Annotated in this window: 23 protein-coding genes; 12 read left to right on the top strand and 11 right to left on the bottom strand. The window is 33.9% G+C overall.

The window, feature by feature from the left end:
• Positions 1 to 235: 235 nt before the first annotated feature.
• Positions 236 to 478, bottom strand: a complete 243-nt coding sequence (locus tag SSP_RS09240) for a NifU family protein (protein WP_002483816.1) — start codon at positions 476 to 478, stop codon at positions 236 to 238.
• A gap of 107 nt (positions 479 to 585) precedes the next feature.
• Between SSP_RS09240 and SSP_RS09235 the strand changes: the two genes are divergently transcribed.
• Positions 586 to 897 (top strand): YuzD family protein, encoded by a 312-nt coding sequence (locus SSP_RS09235; protein ID WP_002483815.1) that lies wholly within the window; start codon positions 586 to 588, stop codon positions 895 to 897.
• Positions 898 to 1,040: 143 nt separating this feature from the next.
• Here SSP_RS09235 and SSP_RS09230 read toward each other — a convergent pair whose 3' ends face one another.
• Positions 1,041 to 2,105, bottom strand: a complete 1,065-nt coding sequence (locus tag SSP_RS09230) for an NAD(P)/FAD-dependent oxidoreductase (protein ID WP_011303525.1) — start codon at positions 2,103 to 2,105, stop codon at positions 1,041 to 1,043.
• Between the two features lie 420 nt (positions 2,106 to 2,525).
• Between SSP_RS09230 and SSP_RS09225 the strand changes: the two genes are divergently transcribed.
• From SSP_RS09225 to SSP_RS09200, 6 genes are all read left to right on the top strand, one after another.
• On the top strand, positions 2,526 to 2,762 hold the full coding sequence (locus SSP_RS09225) for a YuzB family protein (RefSeq protein WP_002483813.1): 237 nt from the start codon (positions 2,526 to 2,528) through the stop codon (positions 2,760 to 2,762).
• Positions 2,763 to 2,774: 12 nt separating this feature from the next.
• A complete protein-coding gene (locus SSP_RS09220; RefSeq protein ID WP_011303524.1) occupies positions 2,775 to 3,134 on the top strand; it encodes a HesB/IscA family protein in 360 nt (119 codons plus the stop codon).
• A 234-nt stretch (positions 3,135 to 3,368) separates the two neighbouring features.
• Entirely contained in the window at positions 3,369 to 4,577 is a 1,209-nt protein-coding gene (locus tag SSP_RS09215) for an NAD(P)/FAD-dependent oxidoreductase (RefSeq protein ID WP_011303523.1), read from the top strand.
• A gap of 241 nt (positions 4,578 to 4,818) precedes the next feature.
• A complete protein-coding gene (locus tag SSP_RS09210; protein ID WP_011303522.1) occupies positions 4,819 to 6,300 on the top strand; it encodes a M17 family metallopeptidase in 1,482 nt (493 codons plus the stop codon).
• Positions 6,301 to 6,550: 250 nt separating this feature from the next.
• Positions 6,551 to 7,867 (top strand): Na+/H+ antiporter family protein, encoded by a 1,317-nt coding sequence (locus tag SSP_RS09205; protein WP_011303521.1) that lies wholly within the window; start codon positions 6,551 to 6,553, stop codon positions 7,865 to 7,867.
• Positions 7,868 to 7,897: 30 nt separating this feature from the next.
• Complete coding sequence (locus SSP_RS09200; protein ID WP_002483808.1) at positions 7,898 to 8,275, top strand: hotdog fold thioesterase; 378 nt, start codon at positions 7,898 to 7,900, stop codon at positions 8,273 to 8,275.
• A gap of 168 nt (positions 8,276 to 8,443) precedes the next feature.
• On the opposite strand, the gene SSP_RS09195 is transcribed toward SSP_RS09200, so the two are convergent.
• From SSP_RS09195 to kapB, 9 genes are all read right to left on the bottom strand, one after another.
• Positions 8,444 to 9,601 carry an NAD(P)-binding domain-containing protein gene (locus SSP_RS09195; protein ID WP_011303520.1) on the bottom strand — a complete coding sequence of 386 codons (1,158 nt, stop codon included), beginning with the start codon at positions 9,599 to 9,601 and terminating at the stop codon, positions 8,444 to 8,446.
• 556 nt (positions 9,602 to 10,157) lie between these two features.
• A complete protein-coding gene (locus tag SSP_RS09190; RefSeq protein ID WP_011303519.1) occupies positions 10,158 to 10,514 on the bottom strand; it encodes a Na+/H+ antiporter subunit G1 in 357 nt (118 codons plus the stop codon).
• Positions 10,492 to 10,785 (bottom strand): Na(+)/H(+) antiporter subunit F1, encoded by a 294-nt coding sequence (locus SSP_RS09185; protein WP_011303518.1) that lies wholly within the window; start codon positions 10,783 to 10,785, stop codon positions 10,492 to 10,494. Before SSP_RS09185 ends, SSP_RS09190 begins: the two co-directional genes overlap by 23 nt.
• Positions 10,782 to 11,264: a Na+/H+ antiporter subunit E gene (locus tag SSP_RS09180; RefSeq protein WP_011303517.1), complete on the bottom strand. Its 483-nt coding sequence runs from the start codon at positions 11,262 to 11,264 to the stop codon at positions 10,782 to 10,784. Before SSP_RS09180 ends, SSP_RS09185 begins: the two co-directional genes overlap by 4 nt.
• Position 11,265: 1 nt before the next feature.
• Positions 11,266 to 12,762, bottom strand: coding sequence for a Na+/H+ antiporter Mnh1 subunit D (gene mnhD1 / locus SSP_RS09175; RefSeq protein ID WP_011303516.1), 1,497 nt, complete (start codon positions 12,760 to 12,762; stop codon positions 11,266 to 11,268).
• Positions 12,749 to 13,096 carry a Na+/H+ antiporter Mnh1 subunit C gene (gene mnhC1, locus SSP_RS09170; RefSeq protein WP_002483802.1) on the bottom strand — a complete coding sequence of 116 codons (348 nt, stop codon included), beginning with the start codon at positions 13,094 to 13,096 and terminating at the stop codon, positions 12,749 to 12,751. Before mnhC1 ends, mnhD1 begins: the two co-directional genes overlap by 14 nt.
• Positions 13,096 to 13,524 carry a Na+/H+ antiporter Mnh1 subunit B gene (gene mnhB1, locus SSP_RS09165; protein ID WP_011303515.1) on the bottom strand — a complete coding sequence of 143 codons (429 nt, stop codon included), beginning with the start codon at positions 13,522 to 13,524 and terminating at the stop codon, positions 13,096 to 13,098. The genes mnhC1 and mnhB1 overlap by 1 nt, the downstream gene beginning before the upstream one ends.
• The gene (locus SSP_RS09160) at positions 13,505 to 15,922 is read right to left on the bottom strand and encodes a Na+/H+ antiporter subunit A (protein ID WP_011303514.1); all 2,418 of its coding nucleotides are present in this window, start codon (positions 15,920 to 15,922) and stop codon (positions 13,505 to 13,507) included. The genes mnhB1 and SSP_RS09160 overlap by 20 nt, the downstream gene beginning before the upstream one ends.
• Before the next feature lie 128 nt (positions 15,923 to 16,050).
• A complete protein-coding gene (gene kapB, locus SSP_RS09155; RefSeq protein ID WP_100217402.1) occupies positions 16,051 to 16,434 on the bottom strand; it encodes a sporulation phosphorelay system protein KapB in 384 nt (127 codons plus the stop codon).
• 64 nt (positions 16,435 to 16,498) lie between these two features.
• On the opposite strand from kapB, the gene SSP_RS09150 reads away from it, so the two are divergent.
• From SSP_RS09150 to SSP_RS09130, 5 genes are all read left to right on the top strand, one after another.
• A complete protein-coding gene (locus SSP_RS09150; protein WP_002483798.1) occupies positions 16,499 to 17,092 on the top strand; it encodes a peptidylprolyl isomerase in 594 nt (197 codons plus the stop codon).
• Between the two features lie 307 nt (positions 17,093 to 17,399).
• Positions 17,400 to 17,780 (top strand): S1 domain-containing post-transcriptional regulator Ygs, encoded by a 381-nt coding sequence (ygs, locus tag SSP_RS09145; protein ID WP_002483797.1) that lies wholly within the window; start codon positions 17,400 to 17,402, stop codon positions 17,778 to 17,780.
• Between the two features lie 233 nt (positions 17,781 to 18,013).
• Positions 18,014 to 19,147: an NADH-dependent flavin oxidoreductase gene (locus SSP_RS09140; protein WP_011303513.1), complete on the top strand. Its 1,134-nt coding sequence runs from the start codon at positions 18,014 to 18,016 to the stop codon at positions 19,145 to 19,147.
• A 372-nt stretch (positions 19,148 to 19,519) separates the two neighbouring features.
• On the top strand, positions 19,520 to 20,710 hold the full coding sequence (locus tag SSP_RS09135; protein WP_002483795.1) for an ornithine--oxo-acid transaminase: 1,191 nt from the start codon (positions 19,520 to 19,522) through the stop codon (positions 20,708 to 20,710).
• 110 nt (positions 20,711 to 20,820) lie between these two features.
• Positions 20,821 to 22,065, top strand: a complete 1,245-nt coding sequence (locus SSP_RS09130; protein WP_011303512.1) for a Glu/Leu/Phe/Val family dehydrogenase — start codon at positions 20,821 to 20,823, stop codon at positions 22,063 to 22,065.
• Positions 22,066 to 22,082 lie beyond the last annotated feature (17 nt).

Below are 22,082 nucleotides of genomic sequence, written 5' to 3'. Positions count from 1 at the left end.
CAATCCTTTCAAATTTCACAGTTTATGTGAATTTTTGAAAGGATTATTTAATGGGTTTAAAACGTAAAATAAGCTAAATAACGTCATATTATAAGTGTATAAAACATTTAGTTTAAAATGGATGGTGAAATATTAAAATTAAAAAACCTAGTACACAGTTTTCGTGTTCTAGGTTAAAAAGTGTTCGAAAGCCATTCAATTTTTGATGTTATTATATATATAGTAAGTCTATCAATTAGAATACTTGTTCTACTTCGATTACTCCTGGTACTTCTTCATGCAAAGCACGTTCGATACCTGCTTTTAATGTGATAGTTGAACTTGGGCATGTACCACATGCGCCATGTAATTGTAATTTAACAATACCATCCTCTACATCTACAAGTGAACAGTCACCGCCATCGCGTAATAGGAAGGGACGTAGTTTTTCGATAACTTCTGCTACTTGATCAAACATCGTTACGTTTTCAGTTGGCATAAAAATGCCTCCTTTCAAGTAAATTATTTCATTTTCTACTTATCTTTTTATTATAATAGAAAAATAGGGAAAAATCTATAAATCAAAACAAAAGGGGAGAAAGATATATGGATAAAGTGAGCGTCGTTGTTTATGGAGCAGATGTTGTATGTGCGAGTTGTGTCAATGCACCTACTTCTCGTAACACATTTGATTGGTTACAGCCTTTATTAAAACGTAAATATCCGGACAAACAATTTGAATTTACGTATATCGATATAGAAAAAGATGTAGAAAATCTAACAGATCATGATCAACAATATATTGAACGCATACAAGAGGATGAATTATTTTATCCCTTAGTTACGATGAATGACGAATATGTTTCAGATGGTTATGTTCAGTTAAAAGATATTACTAAATTTATGGAATTACAGTAAAAAAGAAGGCGACTAGGTCATTTGATGATGTGTCCTAGACGCCTCTAAAATTAGCTGTAAATATATTGATCTCAGTGATCATTAGCATATTTGATAAAAAACTAAGCCAAGATAAAAGGCTTAGTTTGGAGCTTCAAAACGATTTAACCGTTATGGTATTTATACATCCATAGGACGCCTGATTTTAAGATAGAAGCTAGACGACCAGTAACGGTGCGGTCCATAATGTATGCGAATCCTTTTTTATCACCAAGTGATCCAAGGAAACCTTGAATTTTAATTTCTGGCATTTTTTCAGGAAGTGGTTTGTTTTGCCATTGTAATTTCATCACATCAGCAATTTGATCACCTTGAGCTTCCGCCAATTGCGCGCTTGGTGCATGAGGTAAATCTGCACAATCGCCGACCACGTAAATATTTTTGTAAGTAGGCACCTGATGATATTGATTTAAAATGACGCGCCCGCCTTTACTGATATCAATAGGTAGGTTTCTAACTAATTCTACTGGTTGGATACCTGCAGTCCACACGATTAAATCAAGTTCTTCTGGTACGTCATTATTGTAAATACAACCGGGTTCAACACGGTTGATATCAGAGTTTGGTACAACTGTGACATCATGTTTTTTGAACCATTTCTCTATATATTTACTTAATTTTTCAGGGAAACGACGTAAAATACGTTCTCCTCTATCATACAGGAAAATTTGTAAATCACTGCGACTTTCACGTAATTCACTAGCTAATTCGATACCGCTTAAACCTGCACCTACAATACCTACTTTAGCACCATTTGGAAGTTCACTAATATGATGGAATGTTTCACGCGATTTAGAAAGTGTTTGAATACTATGTGTGTATTCTTCTGCACCTGGCACATTATGATATTTATCTTCACAACCAAGTCCGATAACAAGTTCATCATAATCAACCTTGGTCTGCCCTACAGATACGATTTGGTCATCCAAATTAATATCAGTAATTTCGCCATAAACGTTATTGATTCTATCTGAATCAGGAAAACTCATGCGGATATCTTTGTCAGATTTTGTTCCCGCAGCTAATTCATAAAATTCTGGTTTTAAACCATGGTATGGCATGCGATCAATTAATGTAATTGAATAATTTTCTGGAAGTGCTGATGGTAAAATATGAGACATGATGCGCATATTACCATAGCCACCACCTAGTAATACTAAGTTTTTCATTTGTGATACCCCTCTAATAAAAATTGTATTGATCAGAAAAGATATGATAAATTTTTAAATCATTGTAGAACATGTCCATTGCACTTCAATGTAAATAAAATGTGATTAAATCATATTTTATTCTGCATCGATATACCAATTTTCTATAATCAGCTTACTTAGATATATTATATGCTTTTTTGTTTACTACTACAAATAAAGTAGACGCATTCTAATTTGTCATTACAAAATTTTTAGATAAGTAAATATTAACTTTGAAAATCAAATAATCAAATGTGATTGAGACTGGGCATACATTGATAAAGGTCAACTCAATGATCAATTGAAGCGTTAATCAAAATTTCTATAAGCTAGTATGTAGATATAGCCCCAGTGTTTTTGTTATAATTGTCTAACTGATAATTAATGAGAGGGTGTAATATGAATCCAATAGTTGAGTTCTGCATTTCGAATTTAGCGAAGGGCGGAGATTATGTATACAATCAGCTTGAAAATGATCCAGGCATAGATGTTTTAGAATATGGGTGTTTACAAAATTGTGGTATATGTTCTAGCGGCTTGTATGCATTAGTGAATGGTGATATCGTTGAAGGTGAATCTCCAGATGATTTATTACAAAAAATATACGCACATATAGAAGAAACATGGATTTTTTAGGAGGTAATTGTTATGACAGTGATTAATATGACAGAGTCAGCAGCTTATGAAGTTAAAGACATGTTACAACAGAACGATATGCCTGATGGCTATTTAAAAGTGAAAGTAAATGGTGGTGGCTGTACAGGCCTAACTTATGGCATGTCTGCTGAAGAAGAACCTGGCGAGAACGATGAAATATTCGAATTTTATGGTTTGAAAGTATTAGTTGATAAGTACGATAAACCAGTATTAGATGGTACGACAATCGATTTTAAACAATCTTTAATGGGAGGCGGCTTCCAAATAGATAACCCGAATGCCATTGCAGCATGTGGTTGCGGTAGTTCGTTTAGAACTGCTAAAGTGGCTGGGACGCCTGAAGATTGCTAATTAAATAAATTGATAAAAAGGCTATGGTTCACTTAAACAATAAGCGTAAACTATAGTCTTTTGTACGTTTATGTGAAATAATAAACAATATGGTCGTTTGCGCTTGAAAATCAACGATAAAAACTATAAAATTGGTATTGGATGAAAATTGTCTTTTTTGTGAATTACTTTTTAAAGATTGGGTAAATAAAAGACGATTGCAACAAAAAAATTATGAAAGCTTAGGTGAATGAAATGGCTCAAGATCGTAAAAAAGTATTAGTTCTAGGCGCTGGTTACGCTGGTTTACAAACTATTACAAAATTACAAAAGCAAATTTCAGCAGATGAGGCTGAGGTTACATTAATTAATAAAAATGACTACCACTATGAAGCAACTTGGTTACATGAAGCTTCAGCAGGTACAATTAGCTATGAAGATTTACTATATCCAGTTGAAAGTGTTGTTAACAAAGATAAAGTTAACTTTGTAAAAGCAGAAGTAACTAAAATTGATCGCAATGCTAAAAAAGTTGAAACTGACGCTGGAATCTTTGATTTTGATATTTTAGTAGTTTCATTAGGTTTCGAAAGTGAAACATTTGGTATCAAAGGTATGAAAGATTATGCTTTCCAAATTGAAAATGTATTAACTGCACGTAAATTATCTCGTCACATTGAAGACAAGTTTGCTAATTATGCATCTTCAAAACAAAAAGATGATAAAGATTTAGCTATTATTGTTGGTGGTGCTGGATTTACTGGTGTGGAATTCTTAGGTGAATTAACAGACCGTATTCCTGAATTATGTAACAAATATGGTGTAGAACAAAGCAAAGTGAAAATCACTTGTGTTGAAGCAGCACCAAAAATGTTACCAATGTTCTCTGATGAATTAGTTAATCATGCGGTAAATTACTTAGAAAACAAAGGTGTAGAATTTAAAATTGGTACACCAATCGTTGCTGCTAACGAAAAAGGTTTCGTAGTAAAAGTAAATGATGAAGAACAACAATTAGAAGCTAATACAGTAGTATGGGCTGCTGGTGTGCGTGGTAGCAAATTAATGGAAGAGTCATTTGAAGGCGTTAAACGTGGACGTATTGTTACTAAACAAGATTTAACAATTGAAGGATACGATGATATCTTTGTTATTGGTGATTGTTCTGCGTTTATTCCTGCAGGAGAAGAACGTCCATTACCAACTACAGCACAAATTGCTACGCAACAAGGTGAACACACAGCTAAAAATGTTAAAAACATTTTAGAAGGTCAACCTACAAACGAATTTGAATACGTTGATCGCGGTACTGTATGTTCATTAGGCGCTCATGATGGCGTTGGTGTTGTTTATGGTAGAGATATTCAAGGTAAAAAAGCTGCCTTCATGAAGAAAGTAATCGATACACGTGCGGTATTCAAACTTGGCGGTATTGGTTTAGCGTTTAAAAAAGGTAAATTTTAATAAATAAATCCATTGAGATACATTTTTGAATGTGTCGTATGAGATGCAATGAGGCCGGGACATATCATTATGTTCCGGCCTCATTAAGCATATAGATGTTTTTATTTGAATTACATAAGCAGTATCAAGAAATTACTTTAGACAAATATAATTTCTGTTTTTAATCTACAGAAAATAGAAATTTTGAAAATTACATAAACAATATAAGATATTAATTAAGCAGAAAAGAGGAGAAGCTATTATGAAATTTAATATTAGTAATCATCAAGAAAGTGACACGGATACATTAGTAATCGGAGTACCTGAGCATTTAAATCAACTAGAAACAGTAGTCGTTGGAAATGAAAACTTAAATGACAAGCTTAAAACATTAAAGCAACATCAAATTATAAGTACAAATATTGCTGCTATTTCTACAACAATGATCAATTTAAATGATAAATTTGTAAAATTAATTACGGTTGGCTTAGGTAATGTAAAATCAACCCATCACAGTGATTATTTAAAAGTATTTGGTCATTTATTTCAATATTTAAAGAAAAACAGAATTAGTCATGTTTCATTATTGTTTGATACATTTCAAGCGCATGAGTTACCAAGAGAAACAATTGCTGAAATATTAGGTCAACAAAGTATGCAGTCAATTTATGAATTTGATAATTATAAAACCGATAAATCTGCACCATATCAAATCGATTTAGATATCAGTACTTCCAAAGAAGGGGGTATAGAGGCTGCAATTGAACATGGACAAGCTATTGCATCAGCCATCAATATTGCTAGAGATTATAGTAATATACCCCCTAATATATTGACACCAAGCTTTTATGCTGAAATGATACAGAAACATTTCAATCATACTGAGGTTAGCGTTGATATAAAAGATAGTAAAACACTTCAAGAAGAAGGATTTGGCTTAATACATGCTGTTGGAAAAGGCTCTAAGCATGGTCCTAGAGTCATTACTTTGTCATATAACGGTGGCAACGTAAATGATGCTCCGATTGCATTGGTTGGAAAAGGTATTACATATGATTCTGGCGGTTATTCTATTAAATCTAAATTAGGTATGCAAACTATGAAATATGACATGTGTGGCTCTGCAAATGTCGTAGCCATGATTGACGCAGCACGTAAACTTGAACTAAAGATTAATATTGTTGGTGTTATTGCTGCTGCTGAAAATATGGTTAGTGAAATCGCGATGAAACCGGATGATGTATATACTGCATTGAGTGGTGAATCGGTTGAAGTATTAAATACGGATGCTGAAGGTCGTTTAGTATTAGGAGATGCAGTATTTTATGCGAATCAATTCCAACCTAAATTGATTCTTGATTTTGCAACATTAACTGGTGCTGCAGTAGCGGCATTAGGCGATGATAAAGCGGCTGTGTTTAATCATAATGCAGACGAAACTTTACAACATATACTAAACTGCGCACGTCAAATGGATGAATTTGTTTTTGAATTACCAATGACTTCAACAGAGCAAAAATTAATTAGAAATAGTGATGTTGCAGACCTCGTTAACCATACGAATGGTCAAGGAAAGGCATTATTTGCGGCAACATTTATTAATCATTTTGCGGGAGAAACGCCACATATGCACTTTGATATAGCTGGTCCAGCAACGATAAATAAACATACACATAAAGGTCCTAAAGGGCCGACAGGTTATCTTGTTCCTACTATTGTAGAATGGATGCGTCATCTGAAATAGTAAGATTTGTAATATTTTAATACTATAAAAAATGGGCAACATGATGTAATTAACGTTAATGGTTGTCCATTTTTTTGTTATTAATGTCTATAAAAGACAATGACTTAAAGATAGATTTATAAACCAAGTTTACATAGTCTTTTAAATAATAATATTAAAGTTAATAATGTGTTTGACAAGTACTATCGTTATTGATATTATAAATCACATGATACTTTAGTTCGATAACGTGATAAAGGAGTTATGCTTTGTGATAAATGCAGTTGTTATAGCCGTTGTATTGATGATTGTCTTATGTTTATGTAGATTAAATGTAGTTATTAGTTTATTTGTCAGTGCACTTGTAGGTGGATTAATAGCGGGTATGAGTGTTTCTGAAATTGTATCCGTATTTGGTAAAAATATAGTAGATGGTGCAGAGGTGGCACTTAGTTATGCATTGCTTGGTGGGTTTGCAGCATTGATTTCTTATAGTGGTATTACTGACTTCTTAGTGAATAAAATTATAGACGGAATTCATGCAGAAAACAGTAAGATATCACGAGTTAAAGTGAAAATCATTATTATCATTGCTTTACTTGTCATGAGCATAATGAGTCAGAATTTAATTCCCGTACATATTGCATTTATTCCAATTGTCATACCTCCATTAATTAGTTTATTTAATGAACTTAATGTGGACAGAAGACAAATCGCTATTATCATTGGTTTTGGTTTGTGTTGGCCTTATGTATTATTACCTTTTGGTTTTGGTCAAATTTTTCACCAAATCATACAAAATGGCTTTACCAAAGCACATCACCCAATTGAGATGGGTATGATTTGGAAGGCTATGATTATCCCATCGTTAGGTTATATTGTTGGGTTGATATTAGGTATTTATTATTATAGAAAACCAAGAAAATATATCCAACATGAAGAAATTAAAAATAATGATTCAATTGTCATCAAACCTTACGTACTTATAGTAACTGTGATTTCAATCTTAGCTACTTTTTTAGTACAACTCGTTACGGATTCAATGATATTTGGCGCGCTCGCAGGTGTGCTTGTATTCTTTGTTTCAAGAGCGTATAAATGGACGGAATTGGATAAACAGTTTGTTGATGGAATCAAAATTATGTCATTTATCGGCGTAGTCATATTATCTGCAAATGGTTTTGCAGGTGTAATGAATGAAACAGGGGATATCAGCAAATTAGTGGATAGTCTAAGTGGTGTTGTAGGAGCCAATAAATTATTGAGCATTATTGTTATGTATATTAGTGGATTAGTGGTCACATTAGGTATAGGTTCTTCATTTGCCACAATACCGATCATTGCCACATTGTTTGTGCCACTAGGAGAGTCATTAGGTTTAAGTACGATGGCGCTTATTGCATTAATAGGTACTGCGAGTGCCTTAGGTGATTCAGGGTCACCAGCGAGTGATTCAACACTTGGACCGACAGCAGGTTTAGATATTGATGGACAGCATGATCATATTAGAGATACATGTATACCTAATTTTGTGTTCTATAATATACCATTGATTATTTTTGGAACAATTGCAGCTATGATATTATAGTATTAATTCTATGCAAATGAGGTGTACGTTATGGAAAATATGCTAGATGCTTTAGATATTAAAGTAGAAAAGCAAGAACGTGGATTAATGGTGATGTCAATGCCGGTAACAGATAAGGTGAAACAACCTTTTGGCTATTTACACGGTGGTGCGAGTCTTGCGCTCGGAGAATCTGCTTGTTCTATGGGAGCTGCTTATTTAATCGATACTGAAAAGTATGTTCCCCTTGGATTGGAAATGAATGGTAACCATATTGGTTCAACAACCGAGGGAACCATATATGCGACAGCAACAATTATTCATGAAGGAAAAACAACACAAGTTTGGAATATAGATATTAAAGATGACACAGATAGGTTGATTTGTGTGATGCGTGGAACGATTGCGATTAAACCGCTTAAACGCTAAAAGATATTTTACAATAAAAATTGAAAAACAAACACAAATCATTTTATTTTCTAATCAAATCATAGCAATAATAATGAAAGCGTCTGAGACAAAATACATGTCTTGGACGCTTTTTTATATTTCAGGATTCAAGTAAATCAATATATTTAGATGACATAGTTTTATGTTTTAAATAAATGTGGCGTCGTTTGAAGTTGTCTTTTCATAGACTTCTGAAATACGTAAAGCAGCTTCTCGTCCGCCCATAATATTTCTAGCAAATGGACCTAATTCCAAATCAGCTAAGCCGCCACTGACAAAAAGATTTGGCAGCCATTCTAAATTAGCATTAATGGATGGCAAACCACAGTGAGTAATGGGGGCTTGGTAACTATCGACAAGTTGTTTGATCACTGGCTGTTGCATGATACTTTCTTTAAAACCCGTAGCAAGTAGTAAATGGTCATAATACATACAATATTGTTTCGTATGTATAGCATGGTTGGCTATATCTGTGATTTCATTTTTATGAATGATTAAGCGACCTTGTGCAATATATTTTTTTAATCTTAGTTCCAGTTCTTTTGGCATAGAGCCTTTGTGTCTTTCTTGTTTAATCAAATTAAAGCGCGCCTTTGAAGATGTCATTTGGCTAAAGTATTTCATATTTTTGGGGCCTAACCAGCCTGGATCAGCATCAAAGTCATGTATGGTAATGTCTTTTTTCATCCATAAATGTATTGGTTCAGTGTTATTCTTTTTTAATAATTTTAATGTAAGGTGTGCAGCAGAAATGCCACTACCTATAATGTGAGATGCATGATGGGTCAAACAATGCTCGTTTTGAAATATATGCGTAACATCTGGTTGATTATGGAATAATACAGGTATAAAGGGGTCATGATTGCAACCAAATGCGATAACTAAATGTGTTGATTTGATCCATTGATTATGACACAGTATGTGCCATTGCGATTGTACGCGTTTAATTTGAGAAACAGTACCCTGAACGTGACAATCATTTAAATTGTAGCTATGTATTAAATCGTGTGTATGTTCCATAAAGATGTCACGATTCGGTCTCTTATATGGACCATATGAAGCATGGGTGTATTGTTTTTTCTTACCATACTGTTTTAAGTGAAAAGGGTCGGGATGTACATGATGTACACATGGTGAGCGTAAATAAGGCATATCAATGCTTTTTGTGAAATGATCAAATTGCTCACACAAATTGGTATGTGGGTCTATAATTGTTAACTTTGTGCAATCTAGACCAAGCGATCTTAATTTGATTGCAATTGTCACGGCGTGGATGCCACCGCCGATAATTGTCCATGATGACAAATAAAAACACTCCTTTTTAAATCGTAATAATTACGATTTAATATATCATGGACTGCTAACGATGACAATAGTATGTTATAAACATTTTTGAACATTTACATGCATCTTATTACGACTAGACAAAGTGTCGATGCATAGATGCGTAATTTGAGCACGAGCATTTTAGTTCGATACATAACTTTGATAACCATGCGATGCGTGGTCAAGTGCATAAGATTTTAAAAACAAAGAGGGGAGTGGGACAGAAATCAAATTTTTTAATAGAGATTTCGTAATCCCACCTATGCAATCAAGGCAAGGATGATGAGGATAAAGGTTTACCTGAGCTAACGCTCATGCATAAGTCTCACTACCATTTTTATGTGACATACCTCATATACTTTTGCATAAGAACTACTCATTTTCATAAAATAAGTAATTCTTTAAAGCAGTGAGACTTTACATTTTCATTCAGTCATCTACTGCCTAAACGAAAAAGAGTCTGAGACAACTATTTATGTCCCAGACTCCTCAATTTTGAGAATAGGTATATTCCAAGTTCTAAAAATACCCTGTATTATAATTTTGTATTTTTTAAATCTTTTTTGATTTCATCGTGCTTCGTTCTTTTGGAAGCGGGTGTATTTAAATTATATGCAGATTTAATAATAAGGTGACTGGCTAATGGTCCGGTAATTAAAATAAACAAGATACCGACGATTAATTGCATATTAACGTACCCTTCACGTCCAATAAAGAATAAGAACACACCACTGATTAATAACATTGCGCCTAATGTTGCAGCTTTACCTGCCGCGTGCGCTCTAGCATAGACATCATCCAGACGTAAGATACCAATGGCAGCAAGAGCACTGATGAGTGAACCTATTATGACCAAGATAAGCGCTATGCTAATGACGATCGTTGTTATCATGTTCAATCACCTTACCTTTATCCATATACTTAGCAAATACTGCTGTACCAAGGAATGCAAGTATACCTATTAATAAAATAGCAACCATCATATATTTAGTACCTAAGAAAATACTAAATAAGGCGACAATGGCCATTAATTGAATACCCATCGCATCGAGTGCAACAACCCTATCAGCTAGAGAAGGGCCGATAATTACACGAGCTAACATGCCTAGCATTGACAACGCAACGATAACTAATGCAATTACTAATATGATATTATAGTTCATTCATTTTCTCCTACCTCTCTGACCACTTTTTCAAGGGAAGACTTGATGCTTTCAACTTCTTCTTCTTTCGTACTGAAATCGATACTATGAATATAAATTTTTGTCCGATCATCACTAATTCCTAAAACAATTGTACCAGGCGTTAGTGTAATTAAATTGGACAGTAATACAATTTGCCAATCTTTTTTTAAATCTGTGTTGTAAGTAAAGAATGCAGGTTCATTATCAATGTTAGGTTTAACGACAATACGTATGACATCGATATTGGCTTTGATGAGTTCTATTAAAAATACAAGGAAAAGTTTTATGATTTTATATACTGTAATGAGATAAAATCTACCCGGTAATACACCACGCATGATATAAACTAAAAGTAATGCGAATAAATAGCCTAAAATGAAGTTATTAAAATTATAACTACCTGTAACAAATAACCAAAATACAGATAAAATTAAATTCACTAATATTTGAATCGCCATTTTATTTTCCCCCCAATACGCTGTCAGTGTATACACTTGGATTGTAAAACGTTTCTGCTGCATCTTTAATGATTGGTTGTAACCAATCTGCAGAAAGTCCAAATATTACAGAAATAACGACAGCAACAATGGATACAGTAAGAATCCCTTTATATTGTAATTTAGGATTTACTTGATAACCTTCTGATTTACCGAAGAACCCTTGTAAAAAGATTCGTATCACAGAATAAAGTACAACCAGACTTGAAAGTAAGACTACAATACCACTTAAATAAAATCCTTTTTCAAAAGTAGCTTGAACGATATAGTACTTACCATAAAATCCACTAAGAGGGGGAATACCAGCTAGACTAAGTGCTGCTATAAAGAAAGTCCAACCTAGCACTGGGTAGTCTTTAATAAGACCGCCATATTTACGTAAGTCATGTGTTTTTGTAATTTTATACATGACACCAATTAGGAAAAATAAGGCTGCTTTGATTAACATATCATGTAGCGTATAGTAAATCGCGCCCATCATACCAGTTTGATTCATCATCGCTACACCGACAAGAATGACACCTACAGCAATCATGATATTATAGAGTATGATTTTTTTAGTATCAAAGTAACTTATGGCGCCAACACAACCAAAGATGATTGTGAGTAGGGCGAGAAACAGTATAGTATAGAATGAAAAGTTCGATGTATCTCTAAAAAATAGGCTGGCAGTTCTAGCAATGGCATATATGCCTACTTTAGTTAATAAGGCACCGAAGAAGGCAATAATTGCAATAGGTGGTGCGTAATAAGCACCTGGCAACCAAATATACATTGGAAAAGCACCAGCTTTTGTAGCAAATACAAAGATAAATAAAATAAATATAATGGTTACAATGCCACTATCTTGTGATGGTAGTTGACTTAACTTTTCGCTGATATCAGCAAGGTTCAACGTGCCTACTACTGAATAAAGCATAGCTACAGCAATAACGAAGAATGCTGAAGAAGTCACATTTACAAGAACATATTTAATCGTCTCACTCAATTGTACTTTTGTGCCGCCAATAACTAAGAGAATATAGGAAGCCATCAAGAATACCTCGAAGAATACGAACAAGTTAAATATATCGCCGGTAATAAATGAGCCTATGACTCCAGTTAGCATAAACATAACAGCGAAGTAATAGTAATATGTTTCGCGTTCAATACCTACAGATTGATAGGAATATAAAATGATGAGCATTGTGACGATGAGGCTTGTGATGACAAGTAATGCACTGAATATATCAAGTACAAAGACAATACTATAAGGTGCATCCCATGAACCAAGCTCTAAAGTAATTGGACCATCTTTTAAAACATTATTTAAATTAATAAAAGCGAATATTAAAGTTAATGCTGTACCTGCTAAGGCAACATAACGTTTGATTTTAGGACGTTTACCAATGAAAATGAGTGCGATAATAGTAATCATTGGTATGACGAGTAATGAAATGATTAAGTTACTCTCTATCATCTTCTAGCACTCCTTTCATACTTTCTACGTTGTCTGTGCCTAATTCTTTATAACTTCTAAAAGCAAGTACTAAGAAAAACGCTGTGACTGAAAATGAAATAACAATAGCGGTTAAAATTAATGCCTGTGGTATAGGATCAACGTAAGAAGTAATACCTTTCTCATATATAGGTACTTCACCTTTTTTTAAACCGCCCATTGTAATTAAAAATAAGTTTGCAGTATGTGTTTGTAATGTAGTCCCAATAATAATGCGTATCAAACTCTTAGAAAGAATGAGATAGACACTCATTGCAGTGAGAATACCACATACGAAAATCATCAATATTTCCATTACTCATTCTCTCCAATCGATAAGATTATAGTCATTACTGTACCTACAACTGCACACATAACACCTAAATCAAAGAAAGTAGCTGTGTGCATCTCCATTGGTGGTAAAATACCTAATGGAATTTCAAACGGCGTATGCGTGAAGAAGTTTTTATTATAAAACCAACTTGCCATTGGTGTTGCTAAACAAAATAATAAGCCGATACCGATTAATATTTTAAAATCCCAAGGGAATATCTTACGCATTGTTTTAATATCAAAAGCGACCGTAATAATAACGAGGGCACTTGATAACAATAGACCACCAACGAAACCACCACCTGGTGTATAGTGTCCGGCCAAGAATAAAGATAGACCAAACATTACTATGAGGAAGAAGATAACAACTGCTGAATATTGAAAAATTAAATTATTCTTCTGTCTGTTCAACGTTTTTACCCCCTTCATCAGATTTATCATTTTTCGCACGTAATTTAATCATGGTATAAACACCTAATCCAGCAATACCCAACACGGAAGACTCAAATAATGTATCGGTACCACGGAAGTCAACCAATATGACGTTAACCATGTTTGTACCATGTGCTAAGTCATAGACATGCGTTTTATAAAATTCTGCGATAGAACCGAAGTGTCTGTTACCATAAGCGATTAATCCAAGTACGGTAACGACAATACCAGCACCAACAGAAATAACAATATTAACCAATTTGAATGAACGTGTTTCTTTATGTCTATTTAGATTAGGTAAATGATAGAAACATAATAAGAATAATGCAGTAGAAATGGATTCAACTACAAATTGTGTAAGTGCTAAGTCTGGGGCACCGAAGAAAATAAAGAATATAGCAACAGAATAACCGACAGCACTGGCCATAATTATACTGAATAGTCTGGATTTAGCGAAAATAATCATTGAAGCTGCTGTAATAATGAGCACTACAATAATTAATTCGAAAGGACGTATCGCACTGACATCTTTAAAATCAATATTGAAAGGTGTAACTAATAATGTAACTAAGGCAATAACAATGAGAGATGCAAAGATAATGACTAAATTATTACGTGTGAATCCAGTAACATACGTATCTGTAAATTTGCTAGAGTATCTAGGTGTTACATCTCCAAATTTGTTATACCAGTAATTAATTGTCAGTTTAGTTGGTTGTTTTTGTAATAAATAAATCCAATAACTGAATGTAATGATTAATACAATACCAACAATATAAATGCCTAATGTAGAGAAGAAGGCTGGTGTAAAGCCATGGAACATATGAAATTCCGCTGTCGAATTTGTTGTTTGACCAATTGCATTCACCGCGGGTTCTATAATAGAACCTGAAAGTATCGCAGGGAATAACCCAAATACGATAACTAAAATGGCTAAAATTGACGGAGAAATGAGCATTAATGGTGAAACTTCATGTGCTTTTTTAGGTAATTTATCTTCTTTATAACTACCTAAGAAAATTTGGCCAATAAACCTTATTGAATATACAAATGTAAACACACTACCGATAATAGCGGTAATTGGAATTAAAATACCGAGTGTATCTAAACTAAATAAGTTTACATTAGTAACTTCGATCATACTTTCTAAAAATTTTTCTTTAGATAAAAAACCATTAAATGGCGGTATGCCTGCCATACTTAAAGAAGTGATTAATGTGATGGTAAACGAAATAGGCATAATGGTTAATAAACCGCCCAGTTTTTTGACATCACGGGTACCAGTTGAATGGTCAACAGCACCAGTAATCATAAATAGTGCACCTTTAAAGGTAGCATGGTTAATCAAGTGGAAGATGGCTGCCGTAAATGCTGCGATGTAAATTTGACTTTCAGCACCTTCAAAATGAAAGCTTACTGCGCCTACACCGAGCATTGCCATAATCATACCTAGTTGAGATACAGTAGAAAATGCGAGTATCCCTTTCAAATCTTGTTGTTTTGTTGCATTTAATGATGCCCAAAATAGTGTGATGAGGCCAACAGCAGTCACTGTCCAAATCCAACCTTGAGACACTGCGAATATAGGTGTCATACGTGCCACTAAGTAAAGCCCAGCTTTAACCATAGTTGCTGAGTGAAGATATGCACTAACAGGTGTTGGTGCTTCCATCGCATCTGGTAACCAAACATAAAATGGAAATTGTGCAGATTTAGTCATTGCACCAATTAATACCAGAATCATAGAGAAAATAAAAAATGGACTTGTTTGGATTTCTGAGGCATTATTTATCAATTCTTGAATACTTGTTGTTCCACCGGCAATGGAAAGTAAGATAATACCACCCAAAAGTGATAAACCGCCAAATACAGTAACGAGCATTGATTTTTGTGCTCCGTAAATTGAGGCTTGTTTATCACGCCAAAATGAAATAAGAAGGAAACTTGAAAATGAAGTTAATTCCCAGAATAAATATAAGATAATTAAATTATCAGATAATACAAGACCTAACATTGCACCCATAAAAAGCAATAGGTAACAATAAAAATGTCCTAATTGCTCTTGTCGACTTAAATAGCTTATAGAATACAGTACAATTAAACAGCCAATGCCAGTTATAAGTAAACTGAATAATAAACCAAGACCATCTACATACAAATTAAAGTTCATACCAAAATGCGGCATCCAATTTGCTTTTTCCATAATGGTATTGCCTGACATCGTTGTTGAAATATATGATAAAAAATATATAAATAAGACGACGGGGATAGGTAACACAAACCATCCTAAATGTATCCGTTTATAGAACCGATATACAAATGGAATAATGAGTGCAAATATCAGCGGTAATAGTACCGCTATATGTAACAAACTCATTATATTTTCCTCCTTTTAAAATTTATTATAAATTCATTATACATGAATTGAAGAGTTCTGAAAAACGTGTTTAAGCCTTGAAGGACTTGAAATATATGTGTTGTTAAATAAGAAGAAACACGGTATTTTTATTCAAAATTTTGTTTATATTGAAGTGAATAATCTGCTTTGAGACGCTGTAGATTTTCAAGCGACATTGTTGCGTGCAATGTATTTTCAGCTTTTAATTTTTCTTCTAAATGTGTAATAGCTTGTTGTAAAGATACTTTATATGGTAATGGTTCTACATTAAAAGGTCTTAAATGCGATTTTTTAGTGTAACGCTTTTCATATTGACTCAGTGCTTTTCTTTCGTGAAAGAAAACATTTTCTGTTTCTGTTGGATTATGTAAATCCCCTTGTTTAGGGTGTTTAATGACTTGTTCAACTTGTACGAGTACTTGATTTTCATCTTCTTCCTTAATGGTAACGCCGTAACTGCCAGTTTTATGTGAAAAACGATATAACATAATTCATTCCATCCCTTCTTTTATGTTAGAATACATATATCATCTTAACATGAAATGGAGAATAAAAATGACGAACTATCCTCAGTTAAATACAGAAATTAATGGTAATGAAATTAAATTGATTATGCACACAAATAAAGGAGATATGACCTTTAAACTATTACCTGATGTAGCACCAAAAACTGTAGAAAATTTTGTGACACATGCGAAAAATGGTTACTATAATGGTGTAACATTCCATCGTGTCATTAATGATTTTATGGTACAAGGTGGCGACCCAACAGCTACAGGTATGGGTGGAGAAAGTATTTATGGTGAACCTTTTGAAGATGAATTTTCAAAAGAAGCCTTTAATATTTATGGTGCGTTATCTATGGCAAATGCTGGTCCACATACGAATGGTTCACAATTCTTTATCGTACAAATGAATGAAGTACCTGAATCAATGTTGAGTCAGTTAGCTGACGGTGGTTGGCCAGAGCCAATCGTTAAAGCATATGCTGAAACGGGTGGCACACCATGGTTAGACCAAAAACATACAGTGTTTGGTCAACTGATCGAAGGTAAGGATACTTTAGAAGACATAGCAAACACTAAAGTAGGACCACAAGATAAACCATTACATGATATAACAATCGATTCAATTGAAATAGTCGAATAATACGAATGACATTGTAAATTAAAGTACGAATTGAAGGCCTAGATAAACCCAATAAATCGTATGGGTATATCTAGGCTTTTTTATCGACGACTTTTAAAGTCATAGACGTCGTTGGCAGTAATATATTGATGCAATAATAATCAGTGTGGCATACGTATGTTTTATCCATTGCTGTAATCATGATGAACCACTGATTTATGTCTACCTATGAATGAAATGTGGAATTTTTCTACTATAATATTAGTGCCATCGTATAATGTATGCTATTATAATAGTGTTAAGAAAAACGAAATAAGGGGTTATCACGTTGAATAATCACTATAAAGTAGGTCAACATGTCAAAGTTCGTGTGACTGGTATTCAACCGTATGGCGCTTTTGTAGAAACCCCTGACAATGCTGAAGGTTTAATTCATATTTCTGAAATTATGGATGATTACGTCCATAATTTAAAAAAGTTTTTATCAGAAGGGCAAATTGTAAGAGCGAAAGTGATTTCAATTGATGATGAAGGTAAACTGAATCTTTCTTTAAAAGATAATGACTATTTTAAAAATTATGAACGTAAGAAAGAAAAACAGTCAGTGTTAGATGAAATTAAAGAGACCGAACGATATGGGTTTCAAACAATTAAAGAACGCTTACCGGTTTGGATAAAGCAGTCCAAAAACGCGATTAAAGATGAGTAATTTATCTTTTGAAAAAGCTGCCATTTCATGATTGAAATGGCAGCTTTTTTGTTTATAACATTTTAGTAAATGTGACAATAAAGTGAGTATTTGTTTTAAAGTATGCGAATATGGCTATACAAAAATATATGCGTGAGCATATTTATTTTAAATTAAAACTGAGGTAGCTAAAATAAAAAAGTATTAAAAATTATCCAAACTTTTTAAAAGTACATTTAGGAGGAACAGTAAACATGAATCAAAAATTCCAACCATTATTTGAAAAATTAACTTTACCGAATAAAGTTGAATTAGATAATCGTTTTGTATTAGCGCCATTAACACATGTATCATCTAATGATGATGGCTCTATTTCTAATGAAGTAGTCGTATATATGGAACAACGCTCAAAAGATGTAGGATTAGCCATTTCCGCAGCGAGTAACGTTACCGATTTAGGAAAAGCATTCCCTGGTCAACCATCTGTTGCACATGATTCGAATTTAGAAGGTTTAAAACGTTTAGCGCAAGCTATGAAGAAAAATGGTGCTAAAGCAATTGTTCAAATTCATCACGGTGGTGCACAATCATTACCTAATTTAACACCGGGTGGAGATGTTGCTGGACCTAGTCCGATTTCAATGAAAAGTTTTGGTGAGCAAGAAGAACACCATGCACGTGAAATTACAGTAGATGAAATTAAAGAAACAATTAAAGCATTTGGAGAGGCAACGAAGAGAGTCATTGATGCTGGATTCGATGGCGTAGAAATTCATGGTGCCAACCATTATTTAATTCATCAATTTGTTTCACCTTATTACAACCGTCGTGATGATGAATGGGGAGAAGACCGTTTGAAATTCGCTTCAGAAGTGATTGATGAAGTAACCGAAACGGTTAAAAAGTATGGTAGTAAAGATTTTATTGTTGGCTATAGACTTTCACCAGAAGAAGCAGAATCTCCAGGTATAAGCATGGAAATTACTGAAACATTGGTTAAGCATTTAATTGAAAAACCATTAGACTATCTACATGTATCATTAATGGATATACATTCTAAAACACGTGAAGGTAAATATAAAGGTCAAGAACGTGTACAATTATTATTAGAATGGATGGACGGCCGTATGCCATTAATTGGAATTGGTTCAATCTTTACTGCTGATCAAGCAATTGAAGCAATTGAGTCTACGAAAGTTGATCTTATTGCTTTAGGTAGAGAAATATTACTAGATCACAACTTTATTAGTAAAATTAAAGACGGTAAAGAAGATGAAATCATTTCACAATTTGATCCTGAAAGAAAAGATAGACATCATTTACCACCAAATTTATGGGATCAATTCAATCGAGGATTCTACCCATTACCAAGAACAGATAACAAATAAATAACACATTTGAACGCATAAATTTTCTGATGAATGAATCCAGAAGATTTATGCGTTTTTTTTACGAATATAATGCTTAAACATACAATTAAATGCAAAAATAATAATAGTTAATTTTATTTTTAAATTTAAGGAAATTTTCTTGTAATCATAGTTAGGATTATGTCATTATATATGTAAGGGCTTACATAATTTTGACAATTGTATATATGAATTTAACAATGCAAAAAATAGCGTATTTAAGACGTTGAACAGTGATTGAGTAAGCTGTTTTAGAAAATAGTTTCAGTTCACGTGTAAATACGTTATGCTATGAGTGAGTATTGCTTAGGAGTCATTTTTGCTCTTAAATTTTTACAAAGGGGAGATATCATGTCAAGATCAGAAGAAATCATTGAAGTAACAAATCATTATGGTGCACAAAACTATGTACCACTTCCAATTGTTATCTCGGAAGCGGAAGGCGTATGGGTCAAAGACCCTGAAGGAAATAAATATATGGATATGTTATCTGCATATTCAGCTGTAAACCAAGGTCATAGACACCCTAAAATTATCCAAGCTTTGAAAGAACAAGCGGATAAAGTTACATTAGTTTCACGCGCTTTCCATAGTGAAAATCTAGGTGAATGGTATGAAAAAATTTGTAAGCTTTCTGGCAAAGCAAAAGCTTTACCGATGAACACTGGTGCGGAAGCAGTTGAGACTGCATTAAAAGCAGCACGTCGTTGGGCTTATGATGTTAAAAATATACAACCAGATAAGGCAGAAATTATTGCTTTCAATGGTAACTTCCATGGTCGAACAATGGCGCCTGTTTCCTTATCGTCTGAACCTGAATACCAACGTGGGTATGGCCCGTTATTAGATGGTTTCCGTAAAGTAGATTTTGGTGATATTGAGGCTGTTAAAGCAGCAATTAATGAAAATACTGCAGCTATTCTGATTGAGCCGATACAGGGAGAAGCAGGTATTAATGTACCTCCAGAAGGTTATTTGAAACAAATTAGAGAATTATGTGATGAGCATAACGTTTTATTTATCGCTGATGAAATTCAAGCTGGTCTTGGACGTTCAGGTAAATTATTTGCAACAGATTGGGATAATGTAAAACCGGATGTTTATATTCTAGGTAAAGCTTTAGGTGGCGGTGTATTGCCAATTTCAGTGGTATTAGCAGATGAAGAAGTATTAGGTGTATTCACACCTGGTTCACACGGATCAACATTTGGTGGTAATCCACTTGCTTGTGCAGTATCAAATGCAGCGCTAGATGTCATTATCGATGAAGATTTACCAGGACGTTCTTTAGAGTTAGGTGATTATTTTAAATCAGAATTAGAAAAAATAGACCACCCAGCAATCAAAGAAGTACGTGGACGTGGATTGTTTATCGGAATTGAACTTAATGAAGCAGCAAGACCATTCTGTGAATCTTTAAAAGAGCAAGGTTTATTATGTAAAGAAACGCATGATACGGTAATTAGATTTGCACCACCACTTATTATTTCTAAGGAAGAATTAGACTTTGCATTAGACAAAGTTAGAAGTGTTTTTGAGTAAATTCACACTTCTGTAACATATGTTCTGAAACCCCTTTAAAAAGGTAAATCTTATGTTACAATTATCATGAAAGCGAAATCATTAGTAACGAAAAAGAGGCGAAATGAATCATGACTGAGAATAATAATTTAGTTACTTCTACGCAACAAATTATTAAGGAAGCATTGCATAAATTGGGATTTGACGATGGTATGTATGATTTGGTAAAGGAACCTTTACGTTTCCTACAAGTTAGAATTCCTGTACGTATGGATGATGGTACTGTACAAACATTTACTGGTTATCGTGCACAGCATAACGACGCTGTTGGACCAACAAAAGGTGGGGTTCGTTTCCACCCAGACGTTGATGAAGAAGAAGTTAAAGCATTATCAATGTGGATGACATTGAAATGTGGCATTGTAGATTTACCATACGGTGGTGGTAAAGGTGGTATCGTTTGCGATCCACGTCAAATGAGTATTCATGAGGTAGAGCGTCTATCTCGCGGATATGTTCGTTCAATTTCTCAATTTGTTGGACCGACAAAAGATATTCCAGCACCAGACGTATTTACAAACTCTCAAATTATGGCATGGATGATGGATGAGTATAGTTCGCTAGATAAATTTAACTCTCCAGGGTTTATCACTGGTAAACCGATTGTATTAGGTGGTTCACAAGGACGTGACCGTGCTACTGCACTAGGTGTTGTCATTGCTATCGAACAAGCGGCACAAAGAAGAGGACTAAATCTTAAAGGTGCGCGTATTGTCATCCAAGGATTTGGTAACGCTGGTAGTTTCTTAGCTAAGTTCTTGTATGATATGGGTGCAACAATTGTTGGGATTTCAGATGCGTATGGTGCACTACATGATCCAGAAGGTTTAGATATTGATTACCTATTAGATAGAAGAGATAGTTTTGGTACGGTTACGAACTTATTTGATGAAACAATTTCAAATAAAGAATTATTTGAAATTGATTGTGATATCTTAGTTCCTGCAGCCATTGCGAATCAAATTACTGAAGACAATGCTCATGATATTAAAGCTGATATTGTTGTTGAAGCGGCAAATGGACCAACTACACCAGCTGCAACACGCATATTAACTGAACGTGATATTCTACTCGTACCTGATGTATTAGCAAGTGCTGGTGGAGTTACAGTTTCATACTTTGAATGGGTGCAAAATAACCAAGGTTATTATTGGTCTGAAGAAGAAGTTAACACGAAAATGCGTGAAAAGCTTACAACAGCCTTTGACACAATTTATGAATTATCTCAAAATAGAAAAATTGATATGCGCTTAGCTGCATATATTGTAGGTATTAAACGTACGGCAGAAGCTGCACGTTACCGTGGTTGGGCTTAAGCCAATACAGATATAAC

The sequence above is a fragment of the Staphylococcus saprophyticus subsp. saprophyticus ATCC 15305 = NCTC 7292 genome, assembly GCF_000010125.1.
In the GTDB taxonomy this organism is placed as follows: Bacteria; Bacillota; Bacilli; order Staphylococcales; family Staphylococcaceae; genus Staphylococcus; species Staphylococcus saprophyticus.
Note: the sequence above shows the minus strand (reverse complement) of the source record. Positions and strands in the feature narration are given on the sequence as shown.